A 13239-nucleotide genomic window follows, 5' to 3' on the forward strand; every position below is an offset into this window, starting at 1 on the left:
GATGCATTATATCATTTTGTTATTAATGTGAAAAGAAATATATATTCTTAAGTTTCTCAAAAAAAGATTAATTATCCTGTTGCAGGGCTGATACGTATTATTAAAGAATATATACTTAAGTAAAGCAGAAAAGGAGAGGATTGCAAAATGAGATGGCGAACGAAAGTGACAGATTTGCTAGGAATAGAGTTTCCGATCATTCAAGGTGGGTTAGCCTATCTAGCGTACGCTGAATTGGCTGGTGCTGTATCGAATGCTGGGGGACTAGGCCAAATAACTGCTATGTCTTTAGAGAGTCCTGAAAAGCTCCGTCAAGAAATAAAAAAAGTAAGATTATTGACAAGTAAACCGTTCGGTGTTAATTTTGCAATTGGTCAACAGGATAGACGATTTGATCATATGCTTGATGTCGCAATCGAGGAGCAAGTACCTGTAATTTCTGTCACAGGAGGGAATCCAGCTCCTTTGTTACAACGATTAGAGCATACTTCAATTAAAAAACTAGTGTTAGTAGCAGCAAAGCGCCAAGCACAGAAAGCAGAACAATTAGGTGCGGATGCAGTTATGGTTGTCGGTCAAGAAGGTGGAGGGCACTTAGGACGTGATGATGTGGGCACTATGGTTTTAGTTCCTCAGGTTGTCGACGCAGTTCAAATACCTGTCATTGCATCGGGCGGGATTGGAGATGGCAGAGGGTTGGTGGCAGCTATTGCTTTAGGAGCAGAAGGGATAGAGATGGGCACGCGTTTCATTGCTACAAAGGAATGCTTACACGCTCACGAGTTATATAAGAAAGCCTTGATAACTAGTAATGAAACAGATACTGTAGTTATAAAACGTAGTCTTGGTGCTCCAGCTCGTGCGCTTCGAAATAATTTCACGGAAAAAATACTAGAACTTGAACAATCACAACCAAGCTATGAGGAATTAAGACAGTATATCAGTGGTGAAGCAAACAAACGCTATATATATGATGGAGCCCAACATGAGGGGTTTGCTTGGGCTGGTCAGGCTACAGGGTTGATTCATGATGTTCCAACAGTTGATCTCCTTTTCAAAAGGATGATAGTACAAGCAGAAGAGATACGAACTAAATGGGCAAAATAAAACGAGGTGAATTAAGCTTGGATTATACATATCCAATATTAGCAGATTGGACAACAGAAGAGATTGTTGATGTTATTTCTTTCTTTGAAGCGATCGAAAAGGCAAATGAAACAGGTACTAAAAGAGAAGAATTAATGGATAAATATCGTCGTTTTAAGGAAATCGTACCTAGTAAAGCTGAAGAAAAACAGATTTGCAGTGAATTTGAAGAACAGAGCGGTTATTCTACGTATCGAACAATGCAGCTTGCTAAAAGCAGTGATGTAGGAAGTACGATAAAATTATAACCATTAGAAAGTACAACCCAATTCATTAGGACTAATGACGACACGATTCTGGCGGAACGACGTGAAATTTATTAATCTGTTAGAGGTATGGCGACAAATACTGAACAAACCATCTATAGCTAAAATATTTATTCCCTTCACTATTAAAGGATCGAGAACATAGAGTTCCGATCCTTTAATAATAATGTAAGAAACCTCGGCCTATCTTTGGTGCCTAACCCATTTTAACTTTCATACTAATTTTCCCCGTGTATTGTATAAAGCATTGTTTTTTTCTATAAGGGTAAGGGTAGTTTATTAATATCTCGTAGATCATAAGCTAATCCCATATGACGCCCTTGCGACTTTTAGCTTAAGAAGTGAAGGACAAAGTATCCTAATTGATAAAAAAAACTGTCATTTAAGAGGTTGCTTGCTTAATCACTTAACCGTATGGAGTTATGCTTTTCTGAGGTTTCTCCTTCTAACGTATTAGAAAGCTTTTCGATAAAAGGGTAATAAAGATTGAAAAGTTTCTCTAACATTTGCAAGAAATGCCTGTCCATCATGCAAAATCGGATCATTATGCTGAAAATGTTTTCCTATCAATAATTCAGCTTTTTTAACATCGCGAAGGCGAACGAGTAACTGTTCCCAGTTATTTTCTGTTAAATCACCTATAGAGAGAGCCTCTTTTTTTGTATGGTCTACAGAAATTTTGTAATTAGTAGGTAATTGTGCGAACAGCTTTGAACTTTCATTTAAATAATTGGTAGCAATTTCTTGTTTTCTAGGTAACTCATATATTAATGCATGCCAAATAAAAACGTGATCATCAAATACACCAATTTGGAAGTGAGGGTGTTTTTTATAACCTCTTTTGTCGTGGCAAAACGCCATCCATGTATCTTTTGGTGGATTAACTGTTCTTCTAGCGTGTTTAGCAATATGTACATACATTTCTTGACCAGTTATCATAGCCATGTCATCAACGAGTTCTGACCCGATTGCTTTAAATTTTGGTTGAATACGTTCTTGAATGGCAGTCATACGTGTATCAAGGCCTTCAATATTAAATGTATCAAAATCTTCCTTACTGAATCCTGAAAAACTCAATTTACATACCTCCCTTTATTAAAATTTTATCATATAAACAATGTTGGCCCAAAATTATAAGTTTTTTAATCATATTTGTTGCGTTATTTAAGAAAACATCATAAAATATAAAAAATCAGAAAATTTAGATATAATATTTGGAAGGGGTGCAATATTAATGAAAAAAGTAATGAATTCTGAAGCTGGAACTGTCGAAACAGGAAGGCGCCAAGCGGTGTTACGATTAGAAATTGATTATGAACTTGCCACCCTATTTGATGCGATGCAAACTGATGATTGTGATACGATAAAAAAGTGTAAACAAAATTTACAAAATTTAAGAGAAGAAATGATTCATGTGGCAAAATACGAGGCGAGTTAAAGAAAAGTGACTGTGTAAAAGCAGTCACTTTTCTTTGACCAGATAATAATGAAATTAAGATTATAGATTAACCGAACGAGAAAGCCCATGCAGGTCGGAGGCGTCTTTAGACGTGGGCTGGAAGTGGGGGCAAATAAGGAGTGCCACGTTGATGGGAAAATAGTTAATAAAGATTAACTATTATTAACGATAAGTCAACATTGAGCACGTGTCTTTTATTTTAAATGGATTGCTTCGACAACCAGGGAGGCCGAGAGGTCGTTGAGTTTTTTGTCAATTAGCCCGTACGATGATGCTAAACGGACGCTTTCTCTATAAATGAACCGATGCTTTTATATAATGGTATAGATTGGTGTATGATACAATTACAAAGAGATATAATTTGTTCGTAAGAAAGGAGTTATTAGATTGGCGCAACAATGGGATCATATTGATACAACAGCGAGAGAATGGATATATGAAGCTAGTGAGCGGATTCGCGCCTCATTTGCTAATAAATTAACGATAACAAGTAAATCTAACAAAGATGATTTAGTTACAAATATTGACCAAGAAACAGAGAAATTTTTCATACATAACATTTCTACTACATTTCCCAACCACAAGGTTTTGGGGGAAGAGGGGTTTGGTGATTCGCTTTCAACTTTAGATGGAACAGTTTGGATTATTGATCCGATAGATGGGACTATGAATTTTGTTCACCAACAAAGGAATTTCATGATATCGATTGGAGTTTATCATAATGGTGTGGGGATGTTAGGTTATATATATGATGTGATACATAACGAATTATTTTCAGCTCAAAAAGGCAAGGGAGCGTTTCTAAACGACCAAAAGCTCAAACTCTTGTGTGACGTAAATTTGTCAGAGTCTATTATTGGCATGAATGCGACTTGGGTAATGAGTAGACAAGACGGAAGGAAAAATATGTTAGCTGAATTAGCGAATGATGTACGTGGAACTCGCTCATACGGATCAGCAGCATTGGAGATAGCTTATATTGCCGCGGGGTGGCTAGATGGATATATTACAAAGCGTTTGTCACCGTGGGACTATGCAGCAGGTCTAGTTTTATTACAAGAAGTAGGTGGAATGGCTACAAACATGAATGGGGATCCTTTGTCTCTGTTGCATCAGGATTCGTTTTTTGCAGCCAATAATTGCTTACATGAAAAGATATTAAATGATTACTTGAAAAAGCAGGAAGTTGAAGAATCATGAAAAAGAGGTTGCCTTCGGAAAGTGTTAGTACACTAAGGCAACCTTTTAGCTCATTCTATAATTTACCGGCACGTTGTAATTTTTTCTTTGTCATAAATCCTGCGCCCATAATAATTATTACGGCGAGTAAGGAACCTATTATCCCTAAAGCATGTCCCTCAGCAATGAAGATTCCCACTAATGACATTGCGATAACACCGGCAATAGCGAAAATCAACATAGTTATGTTTAGTAGTTGCAACTGTAACCCTCCTCAGGTTTTTTTACCCAATTAACTTATATTTTTCATACTACATCATATATTTCTTATTTTCCACTGTCATTGTGGTATAATAACTGAGTTATACTAAACATAAAGAATATCCACAGGAGATGAAACTGATTGAATACACGAAATGATATTAGAAACATTGCAATAATTGCCCACGTAGACCATGGGAAAACAACATTGGTTGATAAGTTGCTTCACCAATCAGGTACGTTCCGTTCTAATGAACTAGTAGAAGAACGTGCAATGGACCGTAATGACCTTGAACGCGAACGTGGTATTACAATATTAGCCAAAAATACCGCGATAAATTATAAAGATACAAGAATTAATATTATGGACACACCTGGTCATGCTGATTTTGGTGGCGAGGTTGAACGTATTATGAAGATGGTTGACGGTGTATTGCTAGTTGTCGACGCTTATGAAGGCTGTATGCCACAAACAAGATTTGTGTTAAAGAAGGCGCTTGAACAAAATTTGCGACCAATTGTTGTTGTAAACAAAATTGACCGTGATTTTGCGAGACCTGAGGAAGTAGTTGACGAAGTTCTAGATTTATTTATAGAATTGGACGCTCATGATGAACAATTAGACTTTCCTGTTGTTTACGCATCAGCATTAAAGGGCACAGCCAGTACCGATCCTCATCAGCAAGATGAAGACATGACTGCATTGTTTGAGGCAGTTATCGAGCATGTGCCGGCACCTCTTGACAATGCGGATGAACCGTTACAATTCCAAGTAGCATTACTTGATTATAATGATTATGTGGGGCGTATCGGTATTGGTCGCGTATTCAGAGGAACGATGAAGGTGGGACAATCAGTTGCTTTAATGAAGCTAGATGGTTCAGCAAAAAACTTCCGGGTCACAAAGATTTTTGGATTTGTAGGCTTAAAACGTGTTGAAATCCAAGAAGCACATGCTGGAGATATTGTTGCCGTTTCTGGGATGGAAGACATTAACGTAGGAGAAACAGTTTGTCCAGTTGATGCAATGGATCCACTACCTGTTTTACGAATAGACGAGCCTACTTTACAAATGACTTTTCTTGTAAATAATAGTCCGTTTGCAGGTAGAGAAGGTAAATATGTCACAGCTCGAAAGATTGAAGAACGTTTACGTGCTCAATTAGAAACAGATGTAAGCTTACGTGTTGAGAACACCGATTCTCCAGATGCTTGGGTTGTTTCTGGTCGTGGTGAGTTACATTTATCTATTCTAATTGAAAATATGCGACGTGAAGGCTATGAGTTACAAGTATCAAAGCCAGAGGTAATTATAAAAGAAGTTGATGGAGTAACGTCTGAACCAGTAGAACGCTGTCAAATTGATATACCTGAAGAGTATATGGGTTCTGTCATAGAGTCATTAGGTGTGCGAAAAGGCGAAATGCTTGATATGATTAACAATGGGAACGGTCAAGTACGTCTTGTATTTAACGTACCTGCACGTGGGCTTATCGGATACACGACAGAATTTTTAACTTTAACTAGAGGGTATGGTATATTAAATCATACATTTGACAGTTATCAACCAGTCCAACCAGGCCAAGTTGGTGGTCGTCGTCAAGGCGTGCTAGTTTCAATGGAAAACGGTAAGTCAAGTACGTATGGTATTATGCAGATTGAAGACCGTGGTGTAATTTTCATTGAGCCTGGTAGAGAAGTGTACGAAGGTATGATTGTTGGAGAGCACAGCCGTGAAAATGACCTTGATGTAAATGTTTGTAAGGTTAAGCATGCTACAAATGTACGTTCAGCAACAAAAGACCAAACAGTAAGTATGAAAAAGCCTCGAATTATGTCGTTAGAGCAATCTTTAGAATATTTGAATGACGATGAGTATTGTGAGATTACACCAGAATCGATTCGTCTTCGTAAAAAAGCACTTGATAAATCAGAGCGTGAAAGACTTGCGAGAAAGAAAAAGTACGCAGATCAAAAGTAGGTCAGTCTAATTAAACAATCTCATAAACAGGGCGCGTTAAAGTGCCCTGTTTTTCTAAAAGGTAGAGGGGGATTATTGTGATTGCGGAAAGGCTATCATTTTTTGCAGCGTTGTTCAGAGTTGATGAGAACCCTGAGTTAGGAATGTGGCTACTTTACATAACTATTTTTATATTGTCTGTTGTCGTTTATAAGTTAGGTTTCGCTCAAAAACTATCGGTCTTTAAATCAATTATTATTTACGTATTCTTAGCGCTAGGTTGTACAATCTTAACATTTTTAGGAGCTTTTCTTCCTGTAGCTGAAGGGCTACTTGTTGCTGCGGGAATTTTAGTAGCATATAAGGTAAGGTTACGTAAATTTAAACAAGAGCAAGCTAGCAAGCGTTAAAGGGGGAAGACTTGTGAAGTCCTTACAAGATGCTTTATACAATTGGTTAACCATTAAAGTTGTCAGCGACGCTAGACCAGATGATTATGCAGCGAAAGATACGTATCAGTTATTCAATGACATTCTAGTTAACACTCATCATGTAAGTGATATTGTTATTCATAAGGATGATGTCATGTATCAATTGACCTTTAAGCAAGATAATGAAGCAAAAACTGCAAGATTTCCTGTAGAACTAATTGATTGTATTTTAGAACAAATACAAAGTGAACCAGAAAAATATAAGAATTATCCAAAATAAACAGGTTTTGCTTTTGCAATACCTGTTTATTTGCTAACTTTATTTGTAATAATAAAGGATAATGATAAAATCAATGCAAAAAGGATATGACCGACAACCCACCAAAAAAATGCTATAAAATCTGTTAAGGCTGGCGTGTCTTTTTGTGACAGGTATGTAAGGGGAAAGTAAAGGAAAAAGGTTGGTAGTGTAATAGCAAAACAAATAACTACAACTTTTAGTGGAGACATAATAGGTAGCTTAAATAATAAGAATGCTACAACAATACCTAATAACCAAGCAATAATCATGTGGAATAAAAATTCAATGATTTCTGGCCAAGCTATGTCACCAATAGCAGGAATAAAATCTACATTTAATAGGAGAGTATACACTTTAATATCAGTGAAACTCTCCACCAGTTTTAAAAAGACTCCTAGTGCTACCCCGCTAAACGTACCTGCAATAAAGCCATCTCGTAGTAGTTTACCAGTCATCTTTTTTTTCATCCCCCTTATATAAACGAAATTGGCCGGTTTCCAGCCTTTCTTTTGTCTTTTTTGCAATTCGCTCATGACATGGTTGGCACATATACGTATGAATAGGCCTGTTTCTGAGTTTTTTTGCAGCTAGAATATGATCGTCTAATTGTTCAATTTGGTCACATATAACACATTTTACTCGCATACATTCAACCTCCTTTTTATAAAAAGAAAATAAGTAATTATATTGCTCTTATACTTGAAAAAGTATAACATGTTTTTAAGATTTCGTCTTATTTTTATGTTTTCATCTGGTTTTCCCTACATAAATATATAATACATAAATAGAAGTAAACATAAAGGAGGTATATACGTTGGCAAATGAAGTTGAGAATCATTTGATAGCACCATTATTTGAAGCTATGCAACAAGAAAGGTTTGTTACTATTGCGACAATTGATCATGAGTCAAAATGTCCCAATGTCAGCGCTATATCATGGATATTCGCACGTGACCCTCGGTGCCTAGTTTTTGCAGTTGATAATCGGTCGCGAATTTTTCAAAATATTATTTACGACAACAAAGTAGTTGTATCAATAATTTCTAACGAATCTTGTTATTCTATTTCAGGAAAAGTATCTTTGTTAGTGGAAGAGATGAAGGAAACACCTTTACCTTTAGCGAAGTTAGAAATTCATATTGATGAAGTGCGAGATGTTATGTTCTATGGCTCTAAGATTATTGGTGAACCGAATTATGACAAAACATATGACGCGGAAGCGGCTGTAACTCTTGATAAGCAGGTTATGACAGCTCTTAGAAAAAAATAATGAATAAAACAAAGCGACGATTGTTATTTGTCGCTTTGTTTTGTATTTTAGAAAAAGTAGTAAGTGATATTGAACTTATCGTTTAACTATAAGAGTTGACAGATTGAAGCATAGAGTTTTTTCCTAAGTCATAAGTGGATTTCCTCTAGAAGCATGAAGTTCAACAGCCTAGGCTTGTCTATTCTCGCACAGTTGCATTCTCGTGTTTTTCCTAAGGTTTTTGATTAGGTGTTGCTTGATCTTTTTGTTCATTGTCAAGTTTTTGTTGCTCATTGCTATTTAACTGTTGTTCGTTTTCTTCTGTTGGTGTTACATTATCATTATCAAGCACCTCGCTAGGAAGCTCTGGAACTACACGACCTACTATCGCTGCTAATTCATCTAATATGCCTACAATGGGTTGTCCGCTTTCAATTTCTTTTCCCATTTCACGAAGTCTTTCCGTAACATCGGGGTCAGCTACAATCACAGCATTAGAGCCATGAGGGTCCTTTTTTAATGCCTCTGCAACAGTATATTTAATAGTACTTACGCGAGACCTATCTAAATCTGCATCTACATCAATCCCTACTACAGCATAGTTACCTACCACTACAGCTGTAGCATCCTTCACCGTAGGGACGCTTGTTGCAAGTTCCACTAAATGCTTTGCAATATCTTGACCAGAGTATGTTTCTTCTTTATTAGTAATTGAATTTTTTACATGAATGGTTTTCGCATTCGGGTTTTCTTCAAACGCACTTTCTTTTTCAGCGTTTGCACAGGCTGACAACATAATTAAGAAGATGACTGTTACCAATATAGATAATCGATTCAAATTTATCACTCCTTCGATCAATTAGAAGTATTATTTTTTAAAAAAAACGCGTGAATGCTTGCTGCGTCTATCGTACAGGCACTTTGCCTGACAAAACACAATATATAGTCTCATCTTATTGTTCAAATATCCTTCTATCTTTATGCATTTTTTCATATATTTTATAAACGGCGAACCGCGTAAAGTTATGAAGACATCTAAGGTTTGTTAAAGTGAAACTCAGTTAAATCTTTTGATCAGGGGGCCTTACGATTGAGCAAAATTTATATTTTAGACACGAATGTTTTACTACAAGACCCATATTCCATATTCTCATTTGAAGAAAACGAGGTTGTCATTCCAGCGGTTGTATTAGAAGAGGTTGATTCGAAAAAACGTTATATGGATGAAATAGGGAGAAATGCTAGGCAAGTGTCAAAAATAATTGACGGACTCAGGGTAAGCGGTCGTCTACACGAAAAAATCACGTTAGAAAATGGTGGTAGTCTTCGGATTGAACTCAATCACCGAGCATTTCACGAATTACAAGATATTTTTATCGAAAAGACGAATGATAATCGAATTTTGGCTGTAGCTAAGAATCTGCATAATGAAGAGCACGAAAAGGCTAAAGAAAATCAAAAAAGAGTCATTATAGTAAGTAAAGATGCACTAGTAAGAGTAAAGGCAGACGCGATAGGTATAGAGGCAGAAGACTTTCTAAGTGATAGAGTGGTGGAGGTAGATCATCTGTATGATGGGTTTATTGATTTTTACATACAAAAGGATGTCCTATCTAGTTTTTACGAAAAGGGAGAAATTTCCTTATCGGAATTAGCGAATCATCCGTTCTATCCTAATCAATTTATTGTTATGAAGGATGCTTTAGGTGGGTCTGCTTCTGCTATTGGAGTGGTATCTAGCTGCGGGAAAAAGGTGAAAAGATTAATATTTAATCAAGACCATATTTGGGGGATTCGCCCTCGTAATGTGCAGCAAACGATGGCATTTGAATTATTACTTAGGGATGACATTCCGTTAGTTACGATGATTGGGAAGGCTGGAACAGGTAAAACATTATTAGCATTAGCAGCGGGGCTTATGCTTAGTGAAGATACAAGGCGCTATAAAAAGCTATTGGTTGCTCGACCGATTGTACCTGTTGGGAAGGACATAGGATACCTACCAGGAGAAAAGGAAGAAAAGCTACGACCATGGATGCAACCAATATACGATAATTTAGAGTTTTTATTTAATACTAAGAAACCCGGGGAGTTAGATGCCATTTTAGCTGGCATGGGATCTATTGAGGTTGAAGCCTTAACATATATTAGAGGGAGAAGTATACCTGAACAGTATATTATTATTGACGAAGCACAAAATTTAACGAAACATGAAGTGAAAACAATACTAACTCGAGTCGGTGAGAAAAGTAAGATTGTTTTAATGGGCGATCCAGAGCAAATAGACCATCCTTATTTAGACGAGTACAACAATGGCTTATCATATGTTGTAGAGAAGTTTAAGGATGAAAAAATTGCTGGGCATGTACGGCTTGTTAAAGGAGAAAGATCTGGTTTAGCGCAGTTAGCTGCAACGATACTATAAGATTATTACTGCATTGTGGACGCCTTTCGCAGTTCTTCTTGATGAATCATCAGTTAATAAAACCGACAGCACAGCTATCATTGTGTTGTCGGTTGTTAAATGTTCAGATAGTAAAGTCAGCATTAATGCACATAAGGAGCAATCTATTCAACAATAAATTTTCTAACATCGGTAATAGGAGCTTCTTTATTAGATCCATCATGAAAATATACGTGAATAGGTCCATCTTCTTTAAGAGGGGAACCGTTTTTGGAAAAAGCTATAATTAAATTAAATGCATTTCTAAGCGATACAGTATGTGTTTCAGTTGTGGTAACTATATGCACTTGTTTTGCCGTTGAAGTTGGTTCAGCATTCCTGAGAAATCGATGGAATTCTATTGCTAATGAACCTTCGAGTAATTGTTGCTTTTTGTATTGAGTTTCAGATCGAAACGTTTGCGGGTATACACTTCCCTCTTGGATCTCCCTTTGCCACTGTCGTGAAACAGGAGTGCTTTTTTCTTCTGTTAGGACGTTGTTATCATTTTTGTCTTCAAAAAACGATTCTAAAGGCTTTTTGTCATCATCGAACACCCAAACACCTGGGTCAAGAGTTATCTTAAATGCAACATTTCCTTCAATGGTTAATAAAGTATCCACAATATTCCCCCCTTAATCTCGTAAATAAAGCATATCAATAGAAAGTAGTTTTGAAAAGAGTCAACCTCTCTTATCCTGAAGTAACAATATGTTATAAGGGGCCTATCTGTAAAAGTTTCTGCTTGCAAATCCACCTTATTCACGATAATATTTAAAGATAGGACTGGGTATTGAATGCGAACGGAGGGATTACTTTGACGTCTGAGATTGTGACGAGCCATCGTGAAAGAGCCTATGCGCTTTTAAAGGCAGATGCCGATAAAATCTTAAAACTTATTAAAGTTCAAATGGACAATCTAACTATGCCACAATGTCCTCTATATGAGGAAGTGTTAGACACTCAAATGTTTGGTTTATCAAGAGAAATTGATTTCGCCGTTCGTCTCGGACTAATAGAAGAGCGTGATGGAAAAGAATTACTTGATGCGCTTGAACGGGAATTATCAATTTTACATGAAGCATCAACGAGAAAGTTTTAATAGAAATTTAACAAACTCAAACTCATTGATTATTTCAGAGTTTGAGTTTTTTTACAGAAAATACATTATCTTGCGTTACAGTATACAAAGTTCTTATTCGATATTAGGAAGTGGCTTTAATGTTAAAAAAAATGCTTAAATCATATGATTATACGCTCATTTTGGCTATTGTTTTGCTGTGCATTTTCGGCTTGATCATGGTCTATAGTTCGAGTATGGTTATAGCTGTAACGAGATATCAACTTAGCAGCGATTACTTTTTTGAAAAACAAAAAACTTCATTAGTAATAGCAAGTTTTGTATTTCTTTTTACAATGCTTTTTCCGTATCGTCGTCTGCAAAATTCTAGGCTGCTTATGCTAGTAATGTTGGGATCAGTTTCATTGTTACTAGCTGTTTTTTTCTTCGGGTTTGTAGCAGGTGGAGCACAAAGTTGGATTAAATTAGGTGCTAGAAGTATTCAGCCCTCAGAATATATGAAGCTGGCTGTTATCATATATTTATCAGCCATGTATGCAAAAAAACAAAAAGTGATAAATGATATGAAGCATGGCGTCATGCCACCAATTTTATTTGTTGTCTTTGTCTTAATTTGTATAGTTATTCAACCTGACCTTGGTACGGCCTTTATCATATTTTTAATATCTGCGAGTATAATAACTTCTTCTGGTATGAATCTAAAGACAATTGGTAAGCTTACTATATTAGGATCTATAGGAGCAATTATTTTTGCGCTTATAATGTTAGCATTCGGAGTTTTCTCTGGATATCAATTAGATCGATTTACTGGATTTATGAAGCCATTCGAGACAATTGATGGCGCTGGTTATCAGCTTGTTAATTCCTACATTGCGATAGCAGGGGGAGGCGTAACTGGTGTTGGGTTAGGACAGAGTGTGCAAAAATACGGCTATTTACCAGAAGCGCATACCGACTTCATCATGTCTATAGTTGCGGAGGAGTTAGGGTTATTTGGGGTAGCGTTTGTATTGTTTTTAATAGCCTTTATCATTTTTAAAGCTCTTCATCTAGCTAGAAAGTGTGAAGATCCTTTTGGTAGTTTACTAGCAATTGGTATAGCCTCTATGTTCGGTATACAGTCGTTTATTAACTTAGGTGGTGTTACGGGCTTAATACCAATAACAGGTGTAACCTTACCTTTCATCAGTTACGGAGGATCATCCTTATTAGTGCTTATGGCATCAGCAGGCTTGTTAGTGAATGTATCTATGCAGCATAATTATCGTCAAAAATTTAAGCATGCTCAAACCGATGATTCACAGAAAATAAAAATGGATAATTTTTCACGTTCATTTTAAAGATCTCAAAACGGTCCCTACGTTATCTGTTGAGGGGCTTTTTTTATTTAATCGATTTATTTGCAAATGGCATTATCCTATAAACTAGACAACGTCGATACGTCAGGAGAGTAATATCTTACT

At 36.4% G+C, this 13239-nt stretch carries 17 protein-coding genes; 11 read left to right on the plus strand and 6 right to left on the minus strand.

Translation table 11 applies throughout. The features are described from left to right. Nucleotides 1-147: 147 nt before the first annotated feature. Complete coding sequence (locus tag EJF36_RS08365; protein WP_125905879.1) at nt 148-1107, plus strand: NAD(P)H-dependent flavin oxidoreductase; 960 nt, start codon at nt 148-150, stop codon at nt 1105-1107. 17 nt (nt 1108-1124) lie between these two features. Beyond that, nucleotides 1125-1394 carry a UPF0223 family protein gene (locus tag EJF36_RS08370; RefSeq protein WP_125905880.1) on the plus strand — a complete coding sequence of 90 codons (270 nt, stop codon included), beginning with the start codon at nt 1125-1127 and terminating at the stop codon, nt 1392-1394. Nucleotides 1395-1865: 471 nt separating this feature from the next. Here the strand turns inward: EJF36_RS08370 and EJF36_RS08375 are convergent, their stop codons facing one another. Next, the gene (locus EJF36_RS08375) at nt 1866-2489 is read right to left on the minus strand and encodes a DUF1054 domain-containing protein (protein WP_125905881.1); all 624 of its coding nucleotides are present in this window, start codon (nt 2487-2489) and stop codon (nt 1866-1868) included. Between the two features lie 157 nt (nt 2490-2646). Between EJF36_RS08375 and EJF36_RS08380 the strand changes: the two genes are divergently transcribed. After that, nucleotides 2647-2850: a hypothetical protein gene (locus tag EJF36_RS08380; RefSeq protein ID WP_125905882.1), complete on the plus strand. Its 204-nt coding sequence runs from the start codon at nt 2647-2649 to the stop codon at nt 2848-2850. Between the two features lie 408 nt (nt 2851-3258). Next, a complete protein-coding gene (locus EJF36_RS08385; protein ID WP_125905883.1) occupies nt 3259-4071 on the plus strand; it encodes an inositol monophosphatase family protein in 813 nt (270 codons plus the stop codon). A 55-nt stretch (nt 4072-4126) separates the two neighbouring features. On the opposite strand, the gene EJF36_RS08390 is transcribed toward EJF36_RS08385, so the two are convergent. Next, nucleotides 4127-4312, minus strand: coding sequence for a DUF5325 family protein (locus tag EJF36_RS08390; protein WP_125905884.1), 186 nt, complete (start codon nt 4310-4312; stop codon nt 4127-4129). Nucleotides 4313-4453: 141 nt separating this feature from the next. On the opposite strand from EJF36_RS08390, the gene typA reads away from it, so the two are divergent. From typA to EJF36_RS08405, 3 genes are all read left to right on the plus strand, one after another. Further along, nucleotides 4454-6292 carry a translational GTPase TypA gene (typA, locus tag EJF36_RS08395; protein ID WP_125905885.1) on the plus strand — a complete coding sequence of 613 codons (1839 nt, stop codon included), beginning with the start codon at nt 4454-4456 and terminating at the stop codon, nt 6290-6292. 74 nt (nt 6293-6366) lie between these two features. Further along, nucleotides 6367-6681: a YlaH-like family protein gene (locus EJF36_RS08400; RefSeq protein ID WP_125905886.1), complete on the plus strand. Its 315-nt coding sequence runs from the start codon at nt 6367-6369 to the stop codon at nt 6679-6681. A gap of 13 nt (nt 6682-6694) precedes the next feature. Further along, a complete protein-coding gene (locus tag EJF36_RS08405; protein ID WP_125905887.1) occupies nt 6695-6982 on the plus strand; it encodes a hypothetical protein in 288 nt (95 codons plus the stop codon). Between the two features lie 26 nt (nt 6983-7008). On the opposite strand, the gene EJF36_RS08410 is transcribed toward EJF36_RS08405, so the two are convergent. Beyond that, nucleotides 7009-7458 carry a hypothetical protein gene (locus tag EJF36_RS08410; protein WP_125905888.1) on the minus strand — a complete coding sequence of 150 codons (450 nt, stop codon included), beginning with the start codon at nt 7456-7458 and terminating at the stop codon, nt 7009-7011. Continuing rightward, nucleotides 7448-7648: a YlaI family protein gene (locus EJF36_RS08415; RefSeq protein WP_125905889.1), complete on the minus strand. Its 201-nt coding sequence runs from the start codon at nt 7646-7648 to the stop codon at nt 7448-7450. The genes EJF36_RS08410 and EJF36_RS08415 overlap by 11 nt, the downstream gene beginning before the upstream one ends. Before the next feature lie 169 nt (nt 7649-7817). On the opposite strand from EJF36_RS08415, the gene EJF36_RS08420 reads away from it, so the two are divergent. Continuing rightward, nucleotides 7818-8273, plus strand: coding sequence for a pyridoxamine 5'-phosphate oxidase family protein (locus EJF36_RS08420; protein WP_125905890.1), 456 nt, complete (start codon nt 7818-7820; stop codon nt 8271-8273). 211 nt (nt 8274-8484) lie between these two features. Here the strand turns inward: EJF36_RS08420 and EJF36_RS08425 are convergent, their stop codons facing one another. Continuing rightward, a complete protein-coding gene (locus EJF36_RS08425) occupies nt 8485-9090 on the minus strand; it encodes a YhcN/YlaJ family sporulation lipoprotein (RefSeq protein WP_125905891.1) in 606 nt (201 codons plus the stop codon). A 252-nt stretch (nt 9091-9342) separates the two neighbouring features. Between EJF36_RS08425 and EJF36_RS08430 the strand changes: the two genes are divergently transcribed. Further along, on the plus strand, nt 9343-10677 hold the full coding sequence (locus EJF36_RS08430; RefSeq protein ID WP_125905892.1) for a PhoH family protein: 1335 nt from the start codon (nt 9343-9345) through the stop codon (nt 10675-10677). Between the two features lie 143 nt (nt 10678-10820). On the opposite strand, the gene EJF36_RS08435 is transcribed toward EJF36_RS08430, so the two are convergent. Continuing rightward, on the minus strand, nt 10821-11318 hold the full coding sequence (locus tag EJF36_RS08435) for a peptidyl-prolyl cis-trans isomerase (protein ID WP_125905893.1): 498 nt from the start codon (nt 11316-11318) through the stop codon (nt 10821-10823). A gap of 194 nt (nt 11319-11512) precedes the next feature. On the opposite strand from EJF36_RS08435, the gene EJF36_RS08440 reads away from it, so the two are divergent. Then, nucleotides 11513-11797, plus strand: a complete 285-nt coding sequence (locus EJF36_RS08440) for a YlaN family protein (protein WP_125905894.1) — start codon at nt 11513-11515, stop codon at nt 11795-11797. Nucleotides 11798-11916: 119 nt separating this feature from the next. Next, entirely contained in the window at nt 11917-13116 is a 1200-nt protein-coding gene (gene ftsW, locus EJF36_RS08445; RefSeq protein ID WP_125905895.1) for a putative lipid II flippase FtsW, read from the plus strand. Nucleotides 13117-13239: the final 123 nt, after the last annotated feature.

The sequence above is a fragment of the Bacillus sp. HMF5848 genome (assembly GCF_003944835.1).
Lineage (GTDB): Bacteria > Bacillota > Bacilli > Bacillales > HMF5848 > HMF5848.

What these genes read in the sequence shown, in the direction of transcription:
- EJF36_RS08365 (WP_125905879.1), top strand. Translation starts at nt 148, where the DNA reads ATGAGATGGCGAACGAAAGTGACAGATTTGCTAGGAATAGAGTTTCCG.
- EJF36_RS08380 (WP_125905882.1), top strand. Translation starts at nt 2,647, where the DNA reads ATGAAAAAAGTAATGAATTCTGAAGCTGGAACTGTCGAAACAGGAAGG.
- EJF36_RS08410 (WP_125905888.1), bottom strand. Translation starts at nt 7,458, where the DNA reads ATGACTGGTAAACTACTACGAGATGGCTTTATTGCAGGTACGTTTAGC.
- EJF36_RS08415 (WP_125905889.1), bottom strand. Translation starts at nt 7,648, where the DNA reads ATGCGAGTAAAATGTGTTATATGTGACCAAATTGAACAATTAGACGAT.
- ftsW (WP_125905895.1), top strand. Translation starts at nt 11,917, where the DNA reads ATGTTAAAAAAAATGCTTAAATCATATGATTATACGCTCATTTTGGCT.